At 56.8% G+C, this 19,589-nt stretch carries 18 protein-coding genes and 1 tRNA gene; 12 read left to right on the forward strand and 7 right to left on the reverse strand.

The window, feature by feature from the left end; all coding sequences use genetic code 11:
* The first annotated feature begins 694 nt into the window (after positions 1–694).
* Positions 695–2,098, forward strand: coding sequence for a group II intron reverse transcriptase/maturase (gene ltrA, locus AAC01S_RS00935; RefSeq protein ID WP_083511405.1), 1,404 nt, complete (start codon positions 695–697; stop codon positions 2,096–2,098).
* Positions 2,099–2,171: 73 nt separating this feature from the next.
* Here the strand turns inward: ltrA and AAC01S_RS00940 are convergent.
* Positions 2,172–2,258, reverse strand: a tRNA-Leu gene (locus tag AAC01S_RS00940).
* Positions 2,259–2,373: 115 nt separating this feature from the next.
* On the opposite strand from AAC01S_RS00940, the gene dapF reads away from it, so the two are divergent.
* Entirely contained in the window at positions 2,374–3,222 is an 849-nt protein-coding gene (dapF, locus tag AAC01S_RS00945; RefSeq protein WP_067617379.1) for a diaminopimelate epimerase, read from the forward strand.
* Positions 3,223–3,308: 86 nt separating this feature from the next.
* On the opposite strand, the gene AAC01S_RS00950 is transcribed toward dapF, so the two are convergent.
* Genes AAC01S_RS00950 through AAC01S_RS00965 form a run of 4 tightly spaced genes read right to left on the reverse strand, consistent with a single transcriptional unit; the run spans position 3,309 to position 6,792 of the window.
* Positions 3,309–3,656: an EamA family transporter gene (locus AAC01S_RS00950; RefSeq protein WP_245630000.1), complete on the reverse strand. Its 348-nt coding sequence runs from the start codon at positions 3,654–3,656 to the stop codon at positions 3,309–3,311.
* Between the two features lie 44 nt (positions 3,657–3,700).
* Positions 3,701–4,618, reverse strand: coding sequence for a glycosyltransferase (locus tag AAC01S_RS00955; protein ID WP_067617385.1), 918 nt, complete (start codon positions 4,616–4,618; stop codon positions 3,701–3,703).
* A 48-nt stretch (positions 4,619–4,666) separates the two neighbouring features.
* Entirely contained in the window at positions 4,667–5,914 is a 1,248-nt protein-coding gene (locus AAC01S_RS00960) for a glycosyltransferase family 39 protein (protein WP_245630001.1), read from the reverse strand.
* The gene (locus AAC01S_RS00965) at positions 5,911–6,792 is read right to left on the reverse strand and encodes an MBL fold metallo-hydrolase (RefSeq protein WP_067617387.1); all 882 of its coding nucleotides are present in this window, start codon (positions 6,790–6,792) and stop codon (positions 5,911–5,913) included. The genes AAC01S_RS00960 and AAC01S_RS00965 overlap by 4 nt, the downstream gene beginning before the upstream one ends.
* Before the next feature lie 227 nt (positions 6,793–7,019).
* Here AAC01S_RS00965 and AAC01S_RS00970 point away from each other — a divergent pair, with 227 nt between their 5' ends.
* From AAC01S_RS00970 to AAC01S_RS00995, 6 genes are all read left to right on the forward strand, one after another.
* On the forward strand, positions 7,020–7,529 hold the full coding sequence (locus tag AAC01S_RS00970) for a hypothetical protein (protein WP_067617389.1): 510 nt from the start codon (positions 7,020–7,022) through the stop codon (positions 7,527–7,529).
* A gap of 66 nt (positions 7,530–7,595) precedes the next feature.
* Positions 7,596–8,462 carry an HAD-IIA family hydrolase gene (locus tag AAC01S_RS00975; protein WP_083511407.1) on the forward strand — a complete coding sequence of 289 codons (867 nt, stop codon included), beginning with the start codon at positions 7,596–7,598 and terminating at the stop codon, positions 8,460–8,462.
* Between the two features lie 174 nt (positions 8,463–8,636).
* Positions 8,637–9,104 carry a transcriptional regulator NrdR gene (gene nrdR, locus AAC01S_RS00980; RefSeq protein ID WP_067617392.1) on the forward strand — a complete coding sequence of 156 codons (468 nt, stop codon included), beginning with the start codon at positions 8,637–8,639 and terminating at the stop codon, positions 9,102–9,104.
* A gap of 50 nt (positions 9,105–9,154) precedes the next feature.
* Complete coding sequence (locus AAC01S_RS00985; protein WP_067617395.1) at positions 9,155–12,394, forward strand: adenosylcobalamin-dependent ribonucleoside-diphosphate reductase; 3,240 nt, start codon at positions 9,155–9,157, stop codon at positions 12,392–12,394.
* A gap of 190 nt (positions 12,395–12,584) precedes the next feature.
* Complete coding sequence (locus tag AAC01S_RS00990; RefSeq protein WP_067617398.1) at positions 12,585–13,442, forward strand: SMP-30/gluconolactonase/LRE family protein; 858 nt, start codon at positions 12,585–12,587, stop codon at positions 13,440–13,442.
* 48 nt (positions 13,443–13,490) lie between these two features.
* Positions 13,491–15,308, forward strand: a complete 1,818-nt coding sequence (locus AAC01S_RS00995) for a glucosaminidase domain-containing protein (RefSeq protein ID WP_067617401.1) — start codon at positions 13,491–13,493, stop codon at positions 15,306–15,308.
* 139 nt (positions 15,309–15,447) lie between these two features.
* On the opposite strand, the gene AAC01S_RS01000 is transcribed toward AAC01S_RS00995, so the two are convergent.
* Complete coding sequence (locus tag AAC01S_RS01000) at positions 15,448–15,624, reverse strand: hypothetical protein (RefSeq protein ID WP_157070991.1); 177 nt, start codon at positions 15,622–15,624, stop codon at positions 15,448–15,450.
* Positions 15,625–15,835: 211 nt separating this feature from the next.
* On the opposite strand from AAC01S_RS01000, the gene cls reads away from it, so the two are divergent.
* Both cls and rpiA read left to right on the forward strand, forming a co-directional pair.
* Positions 15,836–17,281 carry a cardiolipin synthase gene (gene cls, locus AAC01S_RS01005; protein ID WP_067617404.1) on the forward strand — a complete coding sequence of 482 codons (1,446 nt, stop codon included), beginning with the start codon at positions 15,836–15,838 and terminating at the stop codon, positions 17,279–17,281.
* Between the two features lie 41 nt (positions 17,282–17,322).
* Entirely contained in the window at positions 17,323–17,997 is a 675-nt protein-coding gene (rpiA, locus tag AAC01S_RS01010; protein WP_067617407.1) for a ribose-5-phosphate isomerase RpiA, read from the forward strand.
* A gap of 64 nt (positions 17,998–18,061) precedes the next feature.
* Here the strand turns inward: rpiA and AAC01S_RS01015 are convergent, their stop codons facing one another.
* Positions 18,062–18,349, reverse strand: a complete 288-nt coding sequence (locus AAC01S_RS01015; RefSeq protein WP_067617410.1) for a TnsD family Tn7-like transposition protein — start codon at positions 18,347–18,349, stop codon at positions 18,062–18,064.
* Between the two features lie 153 nt (positions 18,350–18,502).
* Here AAC01S_RS01015 and AAC01S_RS01020 point away from each other — a divergent pair, with 153 nt between their 5' ends.
* Together AAC01S_RS01020 and AAC01S_RS01025 are read left to right on the forward strand one after the other, a co-directional pair.
* Positions 18,503–18,691: a hypothetical protein gene (locus AAC01S_RS01020; RefSeq protein WP_067617413.1), complete on the forward strand. Its 189-nt coding sequence runs from the start codon at positions 18,503–18,505 to the stop codon at positions 18,689–18,691.
* Positions 18,692–18,911: 220 nt separating this feature from the next.
* The gene (locus tag AAC01S_RS01025; protein ID WP_245630002.1) at positions 18,912–19,589 is read left to right on the forward strand and encodes a TVP38/TMEM64 family protein; all 678 of its coding nucleotides are present in this window, start codon (positions 18,912–18,914) and stop codon (positions 19,587–19,589) included.

Raw genomic sequence — 19,589 nt, forward strand, 5'->3', positions numbered from 1 at the left:
TGGGGTGGCGGCGCCAGCGGCCGGGTGCTCGCGCGGGCGTAAGGGAACTTTTGTCCGCTATGGTGGGGTGGCGGCGCCAGCAGCCGGGCGCTTTTGCGGGCGTAAGGGAACTTTTGTCCGCTACGCCGCCAAAGCCGCGCTTCTGCCCTCATAACGCCATAATGCCAGGAATCGGAAGATTCTGAACTCATCTTCCCATCCATCTTCTATCCGCTTTCCATCCATTTGCAGTCGGCGATTTGCAAATAAAAAAGGGATTTCGAGAAACCTCGAAATCCCTCATCTTGTACGCCCGGCATGGGCGGAATCTTTAGGGTGTAAGTCCCGAACGGGGGGTGGCGACATACCTACCGTTAGCCAAGAGCAAGGGTGTCCACCGTGAGGTGGAATCTGAAGGAAGCTGGAGGCAAACCCTCGACCTGAGGTACACGAATCGCATTTGAGGCTGTCATAGTCGGACGAGTTGCCAAGTCACAACGAAGTCCGAAGTCGCCAAGGGTTATGGCAGTAAACTGCGGCAGGTGCATGAGGGGAAAGAGTCCGTTCTTATCCGGGGAGACCTGTCCGATACGCTAGTAAAGCGAGCAACCGTCGATGAGAATCGGCGCTGAACGGGCAGGAGTCAGCAGACGCCATAGTACATAAGTGAGTACACACCTATGGAAGGGCTGAACATGAAGTGAGGTTGGACTGTATGCGTTCGTATGACGAACAACGACAGCAGAAAACTCCGCAAGGAGCCTCGAATCAGGAAGTAGCGGTGAAGCCGCAAGGGACTGACATGCGAGGGCTTAGTTCGTCGTCGGCACAAATAGAGACCCCAACCTGCGAAGGCACGACCTCATTGTTGGAGAGAGTGCTTGAGCGTGGAAACATGATACAAGCGCTGGACCGAGTCGAATCAAACAAGGGAGCGCCGGGTGTAGATGGCGTAGACGTAAAATCCTTACGAACCTACGTCATGGAACACTGGGTTGGTATACGCCAACAGCTGCTCACGGGAACCTACAAACCGCAACCGGTCAGACGGGTCGAAATCCCGAAACCCGGAGGCGGGAAGCGGGGACTGGGTATCCCAACCGTGATTGACCGACTCATCCAACAAGCATTACTCCAAGTACTGACACCCATCTTCGACCCGACATCCAGCGAATACAGTTATGGGTTTCGACCCGGGCGTAAAGCCCACGATGCCGTACTCCAAGCACAGATCTACATCCAAGCGGGATATCGATGGACAGTAGATATGGACTTGGAGAAGTTCTTTGACCGCGTGAACCACGACATGTTGATGTCGAGGGTGGCGCGCAAGGTGAAAGACAAGCGAGTGTTAAAGCTGATTCGAGCATACCTAAATGCCGGTGTCATGGTGAATGGAATTTCAACGAGGACGGAGCTTGGGACACCACAAGGTGGACCATTAAGTCCACTACTCGCGAATGTCCTGCTCGATGACTTTGACAAGGAATTGGTGCGACGCGGACATAAATTTGTCCGTTACGCCGATGATTGCAATATCTACGTCAAGAGTGGCCGTGCGGGAGAACGAGTAAAAGCGTCCCTAACGAAGTACTTGGAGAACAATCTGAAACTCAAGGTGAATCGGGACAAGAGTGCGGTGGATAGACCATGGAAACGAAAGTTTCTAGGGTACAGCTTTCTGTCACAGAAACGTGCACCAATACGACTTGCCGACAAGACCATTGAACGGTTCAAAGACCGCGTGAGAGAAATCACGAATCGAACACGAAGCATGTCCGTGCAAGAGAGAATACGACAACTCAATGCCTATCTGATGGGATGGGTTGCGTACTTTCGACTTGCGGAGATGAAAGGGCATTGCGAACGGTTTGATGAGTGGATTCGGCGACGCCTTCGTATGTGCATCTGGAAACAGTGGAAGAGGGCACGGACACGAATACGTGAATTGCGTGCGCTCAAACAGCCCGACTGGATAGCGTTTATGATGGCAAACTCACGGCGTGGATATTGGGAAATGGCGAAGAATCTGAACAACGCCATGAACAAAGTGTACTTTGAACAACTGGGTCTAAGGAGTATACAGGAGAGGTACTTGCAACTTCGTAGTGCTTCATGAACCGCCGTATGCGGACCCGCATGTACGGTGGTGTGAGAGGTCGGGGGCTAGCCGCCCCCTCCTACTCGATTTGTGGTGCGGCCAAGAGGACTTGAACCTCCACGGGGTTGCCCCCACTAGAACCTGAATCTAGCGCGTCTGCCAATTCCGCCATGGCCGCATGTCTTAACCGAATTTCGGCAACGAATGAATTATACAAGGAATCGCGAAGTAATGCAACGAATATTTTAGTAAGAGTGAACCTCAACTTTGCAGATGGTCGAGGAGGCCCCCTCATGAAGTTTACCAAGATGCATGGGTTAGGCAACAACTATATATATGTGTCGACAGCGGAGACGAAGTTGCCGGATATCGAATTGAGCGTATTGGCGCGCATGGTGAGTGATGTTCGTCGTGGTGTCGGATCGGACGGCCTTATTCTGATTGAGCCTTCGAGGGAAGCGGACGTGAAGATGCGCATTTTTAACGCCGACGGCTCGGAAGCCGAATCGTGCGGGAACGGCCTGCGCTGTGTCGCGAAATACGCGTATGAACATCGGTTGGTCCATGCTGGTACATTCCAAATCGAGACGAAGGCGGGTATTGTGGAAGCGCGTGTGCATATCGGTCCGGATGAAGTGGTTCGATCCGTCACGGTCGACATGGGGCCGCCGGCGTTCGGACCTGGGGCGGTTGCGTATGCGGGATCGTCTCGCGTGCCAGGGCGTGAGGCTGACGTGATTGTGGAGACGCCGTACGGGCCTGTGGAGGGGACGTTGGTCAGCATGGGCAATCCTCACTTCGTCTCGCACGTGGAGGCGGTCGACGACGCCTATGTCGAAAAAGTTGGGCCGACTATCGAGTCGCACAGCGACTTTCCGGAGCGGATCAATGCCGAGTTCGTGTCTGTCCTGTCGCCGACCGAGATCGACTTTCGCGTGTACGAGCGAGGCTCTGGGGTGACGTTTGCCTGCGGGACCGGCGCGTGTGCCAGTGTGGCCGCGCTGGCGAGCAAGGGACTCGTGTCGAAACGGGTGACTGTGCATCTGCTGGGAGGCGATCTCGATATCGAGATCGGGGAAGACGGGCATATTCTCATGACCGGTGAAGCCGTGACGGTTGCAAACGGGGAATTCGTGGTGTGAGTGGGTTTCTGGCGATGTGAGCGATCCGGTCCACATACCGGCCGCATCCGCCCGCACTAACATCCGCCGCGCGATGGGCAGCCGCCTTATCTGGCGGCCACCAGCGAGACTCCGACGAGGATGACGCCGACACCGACCCAGCGCAGCGGCGGAATGTGTTCATGGAATACGAAGAGAGAGACCAGGATGGCCCCGATGTACGCGAGACTCTGCAACGGGTAGAGCAGGCTCAGCGACATTTTGTTCAGCAGATAAATCCAGATGACCGTCGCGATGACGTAGAGGACTAGGCCCGCGATGACCCATGGCGTGAACATCGCGAAGATGATGCTTTTGACGTTGGTCAAATCGCGGTGCTGCAGGCCGTACTTCCACAGCGTCTGCCCTGCGACCAGAAGACAGACGTTCGACAAAATCATGATGACATACAACATCGAGACGCTTCCCTTCGCACTTTCGGTGCTCGCTTTTCCCATCTTCAATCCCTGTACGAATTCTGCAGCAGTTCATAGTTGTCGCGGTGATTGCGGACGATGGTATCCAAGATGACTCCGCACGTGATGGCGTTGGTCGCAAGCACCATCAGGCCCACCGCGAGAATGGCGGACGGCATCTTGGCGATCCGGCCCGTCGCGAAAAACTCCGTGATGACCGGGATGCCGACGGCAAGTCCGGCGAGAAACAGAATCAGCGCGATGGTGCCGAAGAACGCAAGCGGCTTGTAATCTTTGAAGATCCAGAAGACCGTCTTCAACACGCGCATGCCATCGCTGATGGTGTTTAACTTCGACTCGCTGCCCGGCGGCCGATCCCGGTATCGAATCGGGATTTCAACGATGCGAAACCGCTTGTCCAACGCGTGCAGCGTCATTTCCGTCTCAATTTCAAACCCTTCGCTCTTGATCGGCATAGTTTTCGCGAATCGCCGCGTGAAGACGCGATAGCCAGTCATGATGTCGCGAAGGCGCGATCGGAACAGGCGGTTGATCAGCCCTTTGACGAATTGATTGCCGAGATTGTGGAAGGGACGTTTGTTTTCGCTCTCGTACGATCCGTCCGAATGGCGATCGCCAATCGCCATGTCGGCCTCGCCGCGTTCGATGGGCCGAATCAGGTCGTGGACGAACTCGGCGGGGTACGTGTCGTCCCCATCGATCATCACGTACACATCCGCGTCGATGTCGCGGAACATGGAACGCACGACGTTGCCCTTGCCTTGGCGGTACTCCTTGCGGACGATGGCGCCGGCCGCTTCTGCGATCTCGGCCGTCTTGTCGCGCGAATTGTTGTCGTACACGTAAATGTCCGCGTCTGGCAACTGTTCGCGAAAATCCCGAACGACTTTGCCAATCGTCAATTCTTCGTTATAGCACGGAATCAACACTGCAATTCTCATCCAATACGAACCCCCGTCTATTCAAGTCACCATGCCGTTTCACGCAGTTCATCCGGACAAGGCCGATTTCCCGGTACGATCCTGAACGTATCGGTACCCTTCAACGACGAGAACCATGATGCCGAGGAAGAAGAAGGGCATGAGCGGAAAGACGTACCGATTGATTGGAATGAATGGCAACTGAACAATCACCAGGACTGCGACCAATGCGCTGATCCAGCGGAAATACGGGAGCCACGCCGAGATCAGGAGGCCAATCGCGCCGAGGATGACCCATGCGATGTGAACGTGCGCGAACGCGAACATGACTCTCGTCAGCAGCCCCGCGTTCTTGCTGAGAACCGGATCATACCAGGGAGAACCAAACAGCCAGCCAATTTTGTCGATGGTGTACCACTTCAGGTACATCCATGGATGGTTGTGAAATCCTTCGTGAATCCGCTGCAGCGCCAGTGCCTTCTGCTGGGCCTGGCTCAACCCTTTGCTCAGGTTCGTGTCGTGCGCAAAGTTGGGGTCAGAGCCGAACAAAAGCGGGTTGGCGGAATCGAGATCGGTCAAGATCAGTTGGTGCATCGCGACTAGGTTGCGGATCCACCAAGGGAGCATGACGACGACAAAGACGGCGAGATAGCTGAGCCAATTGACGATGTGCCGGCGCACCGCTTCCCGCGTCTGTCTCTGGAACAGCAGCAACAGCGGCGCAAACACCAGCGGCAACACGCTCGGTCGAACCAGCGTCATCAAGCCGAGCAACAAGCCGGCCAAGATGAATGACCGAACGGTCTTCAACCGAAGCGCGCGAAGAAACGACCAGGTAAACAGCATGAGGAAAAAGACGTACAAGGTTTCGGTCAGCAATTGATCCGCGCCGTAAATGACCGGTGGATAAATCATCCACAGCACGCAGCCCACTAGACTCGCCCAGACGGGAAGCCGGAATCGCATGATGTAGTAGAGAACGACCACCGTGATCGCGGCGACGATGTGCTGGATGAAGACTGCGACATGCATCTCGGTTTGGCGGTTGCTGGTGAAGAACATGGCGATCCGATAGGCGAACATCAGGAACACGGGATAACTTGGCGTCACCTGCGCCGCGGGTCCCCAGCTCCAATAGGTGTAGCGATGAAGCGCAATCAGCAGTGTCGCCGAGTGATCGTAATACACCGCGTCGCCAATCAGCAGTACGGGCGACTGCCATGCGCGGATTGCGAAGTAGATGTTGTACAGGAGCGCGACAATCAAAAGCCCCCATACCCATTTTTGTTCGGAGTAGCGTCGGTTCTCTGTGATCAAGTGAGGGATTCCTCCTCAAGGATTCGGTGGTACCTTGTCCGTAAATCGGGCGCGACGGTGCTCCGCCCAACGCTTCCTTGCTCTGATAGATGCTCCAAATGCGCGAAGATGGTTCGTTTCGCGAATTCGAGCGCGGGACCGAGTTCGCGTCCACGATACACGATGTCCACCAGTTCGTCGACTGTCAATGGGCCGTCGGCGAGCGCATCGACGATCTGCCGCTCGCGAAGCAGCCGCCGTTCCAGCAAGGCGCGGCTGGCCTGGGCAGGGTCGGAAATCGCGTCGCCATGTCCGGGCAGCGCGATTTCCGGCGCAAGCTCTTCCACCCGCTTCAACGAGGCGTAGTAATCGCCCATATGGCCGTCCGGCGGGCCAATCCAGACGCTGCCCGTGCCTGCCAGATGATCGCCGACCACAAGCGCGTTGTCCGGGAGCACCCAGACGTGCAGGTGGCCGCGGGTATGTCCAGGGCAGTGGAGCAGACGAATTTCGACGCCGCTGAGCTGGATGGCCGTCGGCGCCACACGTAAATCGACGGTGCCGTCCCGAACATGTTGCCTGGCGGCAGCGTGATCGAGCGGATGAATGTAAATGGGCGCAGGCATCGACGCGGATAAGAGACCGAGGCCGCGCGTATGATCGACATGATGATGCGTCGCGACATAGGCCGCGACGGATTGGATGCCAAGCCGCTGCAGTTCCGCAAGGACGTCGGCCGCCGCCTCCGGCGTTTCGGCGCCGCAGTCGATCACGACGGCCCGCCCACCGTCACAGACGACATATGTATTGGTTTCTCCAAATGGCGGGAGCGTCGGCGTTGGCACCGCCAGCTTCAGCACATTCGGGCTGACGCGCTTTGCGTGTAGAAGGCCCGGCAAGTCATCACATCCTCGATACGACGGCAATCCGCAAGATTCGCTAGCCTACGACCCGCCTGCGACTGTTGGACGGATAGTTTCATGTTAAGAGTTTCGCCAAGTATGGTCAATTTGTTTCTGAGCCGCGGCCCCATGTCGAACCGATTCGGCGTTGGACAGGGACTGGTGACCGATTCTCCTTCGCTGACATATGGATGTCAAAAAGCATTCGATGGAGGAAGTTTGCAATGGCGGAACATCCGAGCCCTACCGAGTACAACGCGCAAGTGGATCAGGCCTGGGACCTTCCGTTGCGGTATATTCGAAGATCGGTCTACGCAGATCAGGTCTGCGCCTCATTTGTCGAAGAGTGGAGCCAGCATTCGGGACTTCGCGAGTACGTCGCGCGCACGTCGCTCGGTCAGGCGCAGCGCGACGCGAATTTCTATCGGAACCTTGTCCTCGGCTATTGCATCCGACTGCATTTTATTCCTGATGACGGCACGCCGGAACGCGTCTCCATTTATCGATCGCTGATTCCATCGCTGTATTTGGCGCGCAACGCCGACGAACGCGCGCAAGAGGCGTTGTCGCACATGGCCGAATCCGCGCATTGGAACGAAGCTTGGTCCGATCCGACCGCGTTTTGGCACCGCGAGCGCATGCGCTGGCTGGCAAGGACGGCCTGGGCGGTTCGGCGCAACGTGCCAACCGAACTGTGGACCGAATTTCGCCGGTATGGGTTGAAGGCGCGGTAAGTACGACGCACCCATGGTACACTGAGGAATGCGGCAGGACCGCGATGGTATGAGAGGTGACGATGGGTGCAATCAAACGATACGAATCAGCGAGATAAACGAGATCCGGGGGCAGCTCAAGACGTTTCGCAGCCACGCGGGCGATATCGGCTGGCCTTGCTCGATCTCGATGGCACGCTCTGGCGGGGAACCGACGTGATACAGGGCGCTCCGGAGTTCGTCGAACGCCTTCGCGATGAGGGAATACGCCCCGTGTATTTCACCAACAACGCGTCGCGAACGCCGGAGCACGTCGCAGAGTTGCTGCGCGGGATGGGGTTTTCCGCCGAGCCCGACGAAGTCTGCACATCCGCCCAGGCCGCGGCGCACCTGCTGAAAAAGCGGGTCCCCGAGGCTGGCGTCGTCGCCTATGTCGGTGCTGAAGGTCTGCGCGAGGCGTTGCTCAGCGAAGGATTCGACGCGCGTCGGGCAGATGGCGAACAACTCCGCGAACCGTGGGTGAATGAGACCGTCGCCGCTGTCGTTGGCCTGGACCAAAAGGTGAACTACATGGATCTCGCCCTGGTCTCGCGCGTCGCCCGGCGCCTCGGCTGGTTTGTCCTCACCAACCCGGACGTTCGACTGCCTGTCGAAGACGGATTTTTGCCTGGCAACGGATCGATTGGCGCGTTCGTTGCAACCGCGAGCGGCACGGAGCCATTGGTGACCGGCAAGCCGGACCCGTCGTTTGTCGCGTATGCGCTGGAACGGTACGGCGTGCCTGCGGACTTTGCGGTGATTATCGGTGACAATCTCCAGACGGATATCCTGGCAGGCAAGCATGCAGGCATTCATTCGATTTTGGTGCGAACCGGGATCACGCCGGATCCTGGAGTCGGCGATCCGACGCCGGACGAAATCGTGGATTCGGTAGAAAATCTTTTTCGACATTGACCGTTGATTTTCGCGAAAAGCCCGCCGCGGTGGGCTTTTTCCTGTCTTTCCAGCTTCTTGTCACAAGTACATATAGCGTGTATAATGACCGTCGTGTACCGTTCGACACCACATATATGGATGGTTGTGGTGTGTCGTTGTGGACAAGCTGTCCTGGGTGAGGGGGGAGTTTCTATGAAATGTCCCTACTGCGATACGGAGAATACGCGCGTCGTTGAATCCCGTCCCGGTGAGGACGGAAATACGATTCGCCGCCGCCGCGAATGTGTCAACGAGTCGTGCGGACGGCGTTTTACGACGTACGAGCGGATGGAGCAACGGCCCTTGATGGTCGTGAAGAAAGATCAGGAGCGTGAGGAGTTTTCGGCTGAAAAACTCTATCGGGGATTGATGCGGGCGTGTGAGAAACGCCCCATCTCCGTGGAGCAGCTGGAAGCTGTGTGCAACGACATCGAGCGCGCCCTTCGCATGGAATACGAGCGGGAAGTGCCTTCGTCGGTGATCGGTGAGCGGGTGATGGACGCCCTTCGCGAGTTGGATGGCGTCGCATACGTGCGATTCGCTAGCGTGTATCGCGAATTTCGCGATGTCGAAACGTTGGCGAAGGAAGTTTTGACACTGCTCGGTGACAAGAAGAACTGACCGAATAGAGTCCTGAAGTTTGGATTTGAAGTTTTGGATGGGGGATAACAATGTCAAATATCACAGGCGAACACATGCTGCAATTCACCGCGGAGGACGTACTGAGTTCGACGGGCGAGAAAATTGTGGCGGATCGGTACTTGCAGAAGGATGTGCGCAAGGAAACGCTCAATGTGGGTTCGCTCGTCGTGGCGGTACTGGACAAGAAGCGGGCGTATCATGAATTGGCGCGTGTTGTCGAGATCGATCGCGATCACGGACAGGTGACCGTCGAGTTGCGCGACGGCGCGAGGGAGACGCTGCCGCTGCAACAGATCGACGTGCTGTTGGAAACGACGCCGCGCGAAATGTGGCGTCGCGTCGCGAAAGGTGCGGCGCAAGTGACGAACGATCCCGCGCGTTGGGAAGAGGCGTTTTACCAGTTGCAGAGCCGTTGGCGCTACGTGCCTGGCGGACGGATCAACGCGTCGATGGGCACGGGGATGCAAACGACGAGTTACAACTGCTTCGTCATTCCGAGTGTCGGCCCGACGCTTCGCGATTACGCCGTGTCGTTTGGCCAAACGCTGGAGATCCAGGCGCGCAGCGGCGGCGTTGGGATGAATCTGTCCAGGATTCCTCCACAGGGAACGCTTGTTCCGGTGTCGGACGCGGATCGGACGACGGAATTGTGTCTCGTTTTGGATGTCTGGCACAGCGACATCTTCGATTTCCTCGAAGCGAGTTATCCCCATGCGACCAAAGTCGTGCGGTTGAATACGGCGTTCATGCGCGCGGTCGACGAAGACGCGGAGTGGACGTTCCAATTCCCCGACACTTCGATAGACGGATACGATGAACTGTGGAACGGCAGACTCGAAGATTGGATTGCGGACGGCAGACCGACCGTGGAGTCGGAGTCTGTATCCGCAAGCGAACTGTACGACCGGATTTTGCAGAGCGACGCGAAAGTCTTGCCGGATCTCGTGGGTTCTGTGCTTTATCCGGGTGATCAGCGCAGCACCATCGCCTCGACGCTCGGCGATATGTGGGAACTGATGTATGAAGGCAAGCGCGTCAACATCGTTCTGTCGTCGCTGCGGCCGCGTTACAGCTATGTTCGGGGGGTCAACGGCCGCTCCTCCGGCGCGTACTCGTGGGGACAACTGTACGATAAGGGCAATCAGGTGTTCGGCGACGGCTTCGGTCCGGTGGGTGTGGGAGAAATCATGAGCGTCGGCTGCCAACTGACCCTGCAAGGCGGTTCTCGCCGCGGTGCCTTGATGTTGATTCTGAACGATCGCCATGCAGATATCCTGCGTTTTATCCGAGCCAAGCAAGTGGACGGCGTGATCACCGGGGCAAACATCAGCGTGGGCGTGTCCGAGCGTTTCATGGAAGCGAAAGCGGCCGATGAGATGTGGTCGATTGGCTTCGTCGGCGAGACGGATGTCGATTCGTTCGATGGCAACTTTGAACAGTGGATCGAAGCGGGGAATCGCTTCATCGCGACGGAGACGCTGCCGGCGAGGGAACTTTGGGATGAACTCTGCCTGTCGGCCTGGAAGTCGGCTGAACCAGGCGTCGTCTTCTTGGGACGGGCGAATCGGATGAGCAACTCGTGGTATTTCAATCCGCTGGTGGCGACCAACCCGTGCGGTGAACAACCGCTGCCTGCGAACGGCATTTGTAATTTGGGCGCCGTGGTGTTGAGTCGATTTGCGGTGGGATTTGAGGATTCGCCGGAACGAGTCGAGTTTCAGGACAAGGGCAAGGAAGAAGTGATCCGCGGCTGGCTTTCCAAACACTTCGACGTGGAGAAGACGGAATTTCTGCTCCACCACATCAAGTGGGAAGAACTCGAGGAGACGACGAGGAGCGGAATTCGCTTCCAGGACGCCGTGATTGACGCGACCTATTATCCGTTCGAGGAAAACCGCGTCAACCAGATGTCGGAACGGCGTGTCGGCCTCGGCATCATGGGCCTTCACGATCTGCTGCTGTACTGCGGCATTCGCTACGGTTCGGAAGAGTCCGTGAAGTTGATTGACGTACTCATCGGGATGATGGCGGAGTGGTCGTATCTGGAGTCCGTGGAATTGGCGAAGGAGAACGGCCCGTTCCCGAAATTCGACGCGAACTTGTTCCTGCAATCCGGATTTATGCAGCAGATGGCCAAGGAGCGCCCGCATGTGGTTGAGGCGATTCGCCAGCACGGCGTGCGCAACGTGACCACGATGACCATTGCGCCGACGGGAACCACGGGGACGATGGTCGGCTGCTCGACAGGATGCGAACCGTATTACGCGTGGACGTATTTCCGCAATTCCCGGCTGGGCATGTTTGAAGAGCACGCGGCCATCGTCGACGAGTACTTGCAGAAGCACGGCGCAAAGGCGGAGCTGCCAAGTTATTTTGTCACTGCGATGGAATTGAGCCCGGAAGAGCACGTGCGTGTGCAAGGGGCTTTGCAAAAGTGGATCGACAGTTCCATCTCGAAGACGTGCAACGCGCCAAACAACTACACCGTCGAAGACACGAAACAACTGTATGATCTCGCTTACGCCCTCGGTTGCAAGGGCATCACGATTTACCGGGATGGATCGAGATCGGAACAGGTCCTTTCGCTGAAGCAGGAGAAGAGCGACGACGGCGATTCGGCGGCGGACAGCGCAGACAAGGCGCCAGTTGTGGAAGCGACGTCACCGCAAGCCTCGGCAAGCACGGTTCCAACCGCGCCGGCGGCGAGCGCGCCTGCTGCTGGGTACGTCAAACGCAAGCGTCCTGAAGTGCTGTACGGTGCGACCTATCGCAAGGATACGCCGCTCGGGAAGGCGTTCATCACCATCAACGACGATCCGGAGACGCACGTAGCGACGGAAGTGTTTGTGAACATCGGCAAGGCGGGATCGGATGTGTACGCTGCGAACGAAGCCTTGGGCCGCGCAATCACGCTGTACCTCCGCGACTCGAACAATCCGAACCGCGAGGCCGAGCTTGTGAAGCATTTCTCCGGCATCGGCGGCTCCAATGCGGTCGGCTTTGGCACAAGGCGCATCACGTCGGTGCCCGATGCGATTGCGAAGGCGTTGATCGAGCATGCGGAAACGTTCCCGATGCGCCAAGTGGCGTATCGGGAATGGGCGAGTGGCCAGGAAACGGCATCGGTGGAATCGACGCCGACGCCTGAGCAGAATACGCTTCGTTCGTATTCCATCGCGAAGGACTGGTGTCCGGAATGTCACCAACATTCGCTGATCCGCACCGGCGGCTGCTACGAGTGCGAAGCGTGCGGATACAGCAAGTGTTAACGGTATAGCGCGTAGGTGGATCGACCGTGGTGGGAACTCGGTTGTGTCATGTGGAAGGGGCTGCCCATGCGAGTGCATTGCACTTGCGGGGCAGCCCCAGTTTGTTGTCCGTCAATTGCCGATTTCCAGATGGTCGCGTATCATTTTCCCAAAATGACGAAGTATTTTGGCACAAAGGGGCGTGTGGGCCATGGACATAGTGGTTGCAGCCAAGGCGACGTTGGGCGAAGGCCCGCACTGGGACGAGGGCAGCCAATACCTCTATTGGATGGATATCGAACAGGGCATCGTGCATCGGTACAAACCTGAGTCGAACACGGATGAGGCCGTTCGTCTAGGCGGATACGTCAGCTGTGTGGTTCCTCGGATCGCCGGGGGACTGGTGATCACGTTGCAGCATGGGATCTTCCGTTTCGATTGGAATGAAGCGCAGCTTGTGTCTCTCGCCGAAACGGAAGCGGATCCGCGATTGCGGTTCAATGATGGAAAATGCGATGCGCACGGACGCTTCTGGGCAGGTACAATGAGGTTGGCGGATGATGGGCCAACCGGGGCCTTGTATTGTCTGGATCCGGATGGCTCGCTTCGAACGGTGCTTCAAGGCATTTCGATTTCGAATGGCCTTGGCTGGAGTCCTGATCATCAAACGATGTATTTTATCGATACGCCGACGCGAACGGTGATGGCGTTCGATTACGATCTCGATTCGGGAACACCGTCCAATCCCCGCGTGTTCGCCACCATCGACGATGGTTCTCCCGATGGCATGTGCGTCGACAGCGACGGCTGTCTCTGGATAGCGCACTGGGGAGGGGCGAAGATTTCGCGGTGGCATCCGAGGTCTGGACAGCGTATCGAGGAATGGAAGCTGCCTGTTTCTCTCGTCACTTCTTGCGCGTTTGGTGGAGCCAATAGAGACGAACTATACGTGACGACGGCCCGTTCAGGGCTCTCTCCTCAGCAGCTGCGGAATGAGCCGGATGCTGGTTCATTGTTCGTCACCCGCGTCCCTGCGCAAGGACAGCCGAGTTACGCGTTTCAGGGATAGGTGGGTACAAGCGGACACTGTCAGACATTGCGATTGGAGGACGACGTGTTGAATGCCAAATGGACGGCGATCGCGGTGGGCAGCGCGGCAGTTGTATGCTCCGTGCTGTCTCCCAAGGTTACCGTAAATGCTGCAAACTTTGCGATGCAAACGAAGTCGATTCAACTGAACGGCGAGGTGCTGTCTCGGCCATCCGGATTCGTCTATCAAGGCACGACGTATCTTCCTGTGTTTTACGTGCAGCAATTGCTGAACTCTCTCAAATTGCAGAACAAGTGGAACGGCAGTGTGTGGCAGATCGCGACGCCGTTTGCCAATCAGCCTTCGTCGACGCTGAAGACCAAGAGCGGTTCCGTTGTGATTGAGATCAACCAGAAAGTATTTGCAGCCCATGTGCAGAAAGTGGTTACGGCTGACCCGTCGTCGCACAAGAACACGACGTTCATCCCGATTTGGTACATCATTCAGACGCTGCAGGCGATTGGGCTGCAGAGCACGTGGAACGGGGCGGCGTGGAACGTGAAAGTGAGCGATAGCGATTATACGAAGACGGGTACCTTGCTGGGATCGTTCTCCACCTTGGCCGACGCAAAGGCGGCCCTCGCACAGTATCCTGGGGGAACCGTGCGCGATGTGAACGGTCAGACGGTGTGGACGGAGCCTTCGTTTGTCGACGTCGACCTTCGTTATCCGGCTCCGTCCGATGTGACGGCCGCCGCGATCGACAAATATTTAACCGCGCACAATTCTCTGATGGCGGGCTTGGGATCGGTCTTCATGGAGGCCCAGGCGAAGTACGACGTGGACGCCAATTACCTGGTGTCGCACGCGCTCGAGGAGACGGGCAGCGGAGGCAGCGTGAGCGAGATTGCGCTGAAGAAAAACAATCTCTTTGGCTATGGCGCCTTCGACGCAAATGCGACGGCCGACGCGGGAACCTTTCCCAGCGAGGCGTACGCGATCCTGTTCCAAGCCTGGGAAGTCCGGAATGATTATTTGAATCCCGATTCGTCGCATTATACCAAGCCGACCTTGGCGGGCATGGCCGCGAATTACGCGTCGGATCCAGAATGGGCGAACAAGATCAACAATCTCATGGACCAGTTCGCCATCGACGTCGGCGATACGGTACAAAGCTATCATCCATACGATCCGTCCAATCAACCGCCTGTGCCCATTGGTGTCACGAGCCCGCCAGTGTATATCTTGAGCGGCATGTCGGCGACCGTGAAGGTGGATCCGTTCTACGGCGACCATGTTCCGGTTTACTCGAGTGCGGGTCTCGGCCACCAGCACATGTTTGGCCGCGTCCTGAAGCAGGGAGATCAAGGCGACGACGTGCAGACCTTGCAGCAGGCCTTGGGGATCACAGCGGATGGCCAGTTCGGCGCCCAAACGGCACAAGCGGTCGAGAGCTATCAATCGGCGCACAACCTGGGCGGCACGCCTGGACAGGTGGATCTTGCGATGTGGAACAGTCTCAACCTGACGCAGGCGCAGGCGACGGTCCAATCGGGGACGACTGTAGGGCCTGACGAGATCGTTCAAGGCATGGTCGGGGGGCAGGTCACCGAGTGGTACCACGTTCCGAGTCTCAACGCGTGGGTGAACGCCAACGACATCGTGCTGAACAACGTGTATCGGGTCGCTGTGAGCGGAACGCCGAAGGCGGCGAACGCGTCCATACCAGTGTTGAACGCGCAGGGGAAGAACATTGGCAGTCTTCATGTCGGCGACTACGTCGTGTCGGATGATCAATTCACCAGTGGGCGCGTCGCGGTTCAGTGGAACAATCAAGCGACTGGGGCGGCGGAAACAGGGTACATTTCCGCAGAGATCGCGAATTTGGTCAAAGTCGATGAGTGATTGGGTGGGGTAACCTTCGGAACGGATCTCATCACGGGGCCTTACACAAAATTGGATTTGGTATCGTGGCGCATGACGGCCACGATACCTGAGTGGTTTCTCTTCTCATCTGGGAACAGGAGTGGCGAAAAGGTGGAGGTCACTGTGTCGCCTTGGCGACAGCGTGATCCCATGAGGGAAAGTAATACAATGCGCGCCGGAGCAGTTCTGGGTAGTGTTTCTTGACGTGCTTTTTGTTCAACGTTCCGCCGTTTTGGGCGCACAATGCGCGGATTTCATCGAGTACACTGTCCGGGCTCGCAATCGGTTCTTCCACATCCATCTCACCTTTCGTCGAGCGCGGTGCGAGGTCAGCACGCCGGATGGCGCAGTTGACCGCGCCCGCCATTTGATCGTAATAGTTGTATTGTTTCCTTATCCTGCGATTTCAAACAGCAATCGCTACGCCAAGCGCGGAAGTAGGGTACAATTCGAATAGCCTGATGACTCCGGCGTCGGGACAATTCAAGGTAAGGGATGTCGCGGACATGTGGATTGTTCATTTGCTGTTTTACATCGTGTTTGCCATCGATGTTCTGACGGCGTCGGTTATCATCTTTGTCGAGCGCGAGAACGCGGCTGTTACTTGGGCATGGTTGATGGTGCTGTTGTTTGTGCCGATCGGCGGCTTTATTCTTTATCTGTTGTTTGGTCAACACGTGAGCCGATTTCGCTTATATCGTTTGCACTCCCGCAACTCCGATTTGGCGAGACAATTGGTAGAGGTACAGCGGGAGCGGCTCGAACAAGGGCACTTAAATTATCGCGATCCGGTGACAAAGGAATACGAAAATCTCATCCACATGAACTTGACGGCCGCCTCCTCCATCTACACGCAAGATAACGACGTTTCGGTCTACACGGATGGCAAGATGAAGTTTGAGGCGTTGCTGGCGGCCATCCGCGAGGCGGTTGACCACATTCACCTGGAGTACTACATTATTCGGGCGGATCGACTCGGCCAGCGGTTGATGGACGCTTTGGTTGAACGGGCGAAGGCAGGCGTTACGGTTCGCTTGTTGTACGATACCGTCGGTTGTGCTTGGACGCCGAGATCGTTCTTTCGTCAATTGGAAGACGCTGGAGGCGAAGTGGCGGCGTTCTTCCCTTCTCGGATCCCGTATGTCAATTTTCGGATGAATAACCGGAATCACCGCAAGGTCGTGATCATCGACGGCAAAATCGCGTTTATTGGCGGTTTCAACATTGGCGACGAATACTTGGGTGAGGTTGAGCGCTTCGGCTATTGGCGAGACACCCATTTGCGGATCGAGGGCAGCGCTGTCTTGGAATTGCAGGCTATTTTTCTCATCGACTGGAATTCCGCTTCGACGCGGCCGTTTGAACCCGACGAACGCTATTTCGCCTTACGGCGGCACTCCGGAAGCGTCGGCATGCAAGTGGTTTCGAGCGGGCCGGACAGCGACTGGGAACAGATTCGGAACACGTATATCCGCATGATCTATGCGGCAAAGCGCACCGTGTACATCCAAACGCCGTACTTCATTCCCGACGAGAGCCTGTTGACGGCACTGAAGACGGCGGTGTTGTCCGGTGTCGACGTTCACGTGATGCTGCCAGAGAAGCCGGATCATAGGTGGGTCTTTTGGGCGTCGCGATTTTACCTGGGTGAACTGCTGCGCATCGGAGTCAAGTGTTATCTCTACCGCAATGGGTTTCTCCACGCGAAAACCGTGGTGGTGGATCGCGCCATCGCGTCTGTGGGAACTGCCAATATCGACATTCGCAGCTTTAAGTTAAACTTTGAAGTGAACGCGATTTTGTACGATCAAGGCATAGCAGGTGAACTGGCGCGTGCGTTCGAACGAGATCTGGCGGTGTGCGACGTCATGACGTGGGACAAGTATCGCCGCCGATCTCGGATGACCAAGATCGCCGAATCCTGCGCGAGACTGCTATCGCCGATTCTGTAGCGAAGTCGGTGACAGCGCAAGAAACGAGGAGTGGCAGATAGATGGATAAAAAACAACTTGCGGGCGAAGCTGCGGTGAAGTATGTCGAAGACGGTATGGTCATTGGACTCGGCACGGGATCGACCGTGTATTACGCCTTGCTGAAGTTGGGCGAACGGGTCGCTGAGGGGTTGCGCATTCAAGGCATTCCAACGTCGGAGGCGACGGCGGAGCTGGCGAATCGACTGCACATTCCGCTGACGACATTCGCGCAGAATCCGAGGCTGGATTTGACGATCGACGGCGCCGACTCGGTCACCCCGGACTTCCATCTGATCAAGGGCGGCGGCGGCGCGCTGCTTCGTGAGAAACTGGTTGCGGCGGCATCGGATCGGCTGATTGTGATTGTGGACGACAGCAAATTGGCGCAGACGTTCGAGGGCGTCTCAATCCCGGTCGAAGTGGTTCCATTCGCATGGGAAACGACTGCCGCGCGACTGGCCGAGATCGGAGGCCGTTGGACGCTTCGGATGAAGGATGGGAAGCCGTTCGTGACAGACAACCACAATTACATTCTCGATACGGTGTTCGATCGCATTCCGTCGGTGCCGGATTTGGAGTCGACGTTGAAGCGCATGATTGGCGTGGTTGAATCGGGACTGTTCATCGGGATGACCAGCACTCTGATTGTTGGCTATGTGGATGGTGCTCGTATCGTCGAAGTACCGACGGCCTGACAAGCTGGGCTGAGGCTGGCCAATCCGCAGCCGGCCCGTGGGTATCGGACAGCCTCAGTTCCAACTAGATTCGCAGACTGGTTTGGTCTTGGTATCTTGCAACGACCTGGCGAACTTCCTCGATACCCTCGAGGGGCAGATGTTTGACGGCTTCCCCAAGTTGAACGGCTTCGCGCAACTGTTCCGCGGTCATCTGTCCGTTCATAAGGTTCATCAGGCGCCGCTTTTGATTGACCGTGTTGGCTGTCACGCCGTACATTTGGGCGATTTCCGCGTCTGACTTGCCGAGATCCTGCACGAGGTGGCGCAAGGTTTCCCGGCTGATGAGTGCAAACGATTCCGTCTGATGCACAGGGAATGCTCCTCCTTTACGGCAAACACATACGTGATCGTGTTTAGCATGTTCGTGTATAGCATGGAAGATCCGACCACCTCTTATTCGTTTTACTGCATACATAGGCCGCCGACAGCGGGGGACGGTAATGTCGACGAGGAGGGATGACTGATGCAAGGTCAGACGCATCGCAAACCGGGTCCGCCCATGCGCAACATCGACGAAGATCAGCTGCAAGCTTGGGACAAAGAGAACGTCGAGAAACTTGCCGTTCACCGCGACGCGTTGGATCGCAAACGCACACCGACGGCCGCGGATGCTGCGGACATCGGAGAGAAGCGGAACAGCCCGTTGCATTGACACAGGACAGGGAGAAGCGGGTTTGTCCGCAAGCAAATCCGCACGCACATGTGTTTGCCAACTCGGCGAAAACAGGCAGCTTGCCCCGGCTCCATGAGTTGGGGCGGCTTCTTGTGCGCAAGGTGCGGCTATCAGGAGTTTTGCTACGAAACGTTTGAAGCTTTACGTATAGTTTGATACTGTGAAGACAGAGTGGCAATGTGAGCGAGGAGTTAATGGCGTGACCGCATTTATGAAACAGGTACTCACCGACTGGCGGACCATCACCATGGTCGTTCTGGGCGCCGTCATGGTTGGTGTTGTATTGTACCTGGATAGAAATCACCGGATTTCGGACATTATCCAGTCCTGGGGCGTCCTCGGTGTCGCATGTGGCATTCTGATGATGGTCATCTGGTGTTTGACACCAATTCCCTCGGAAGGCTTGCTGATTATTTTCCTCAGGGTGTTCGGTCTTGTGGCTGGCACCGCGTACGCTTGGATTGGATCGACCATCAGCGCTATCATCATTTTTTACATCGCGCGCCACTTTACTCGAATCATGTTGCGACGCGTCACTTCGCACGAGCGGTTCGATCAAGTCAACACATGGGTCTTGAAGTGGGGAAGCGGCGGGCTGTTGCTTGCACGGCTCCTGCCCGTACCTGCGTTTATTGTGAACTACGTCGCGGGTATGATACCTGCAACGAGCCTCTGGTCCTACACCTGGACAGCGGTCGTGGCGATGACTCCGTACTATGTGGGCGTAGCCTTGGTCTATGCGGGTGTATTTGGCAACTGGATCTACGTCCTGATTGGGTGCATACCACTCGGGGCGATGGTCTGCGTAGGAGCCTTGCTTCGCAGGAAAAACGTTCGACCCGGCTCTATCGAAGAGCGCCATCGCATGACTAGGTGA

Origin of the sequence: Alicyclobacillus acidiphilus NBRC 100859 (assembly GCF_001544355.1) — a bacterium.
GTDB lineage: Bacteria > Bacillota > Bacilli > Alicyclobacillales > Alicyclobacillaceae > Alicyclobacillus > Alicyclobacillus acidiphilus.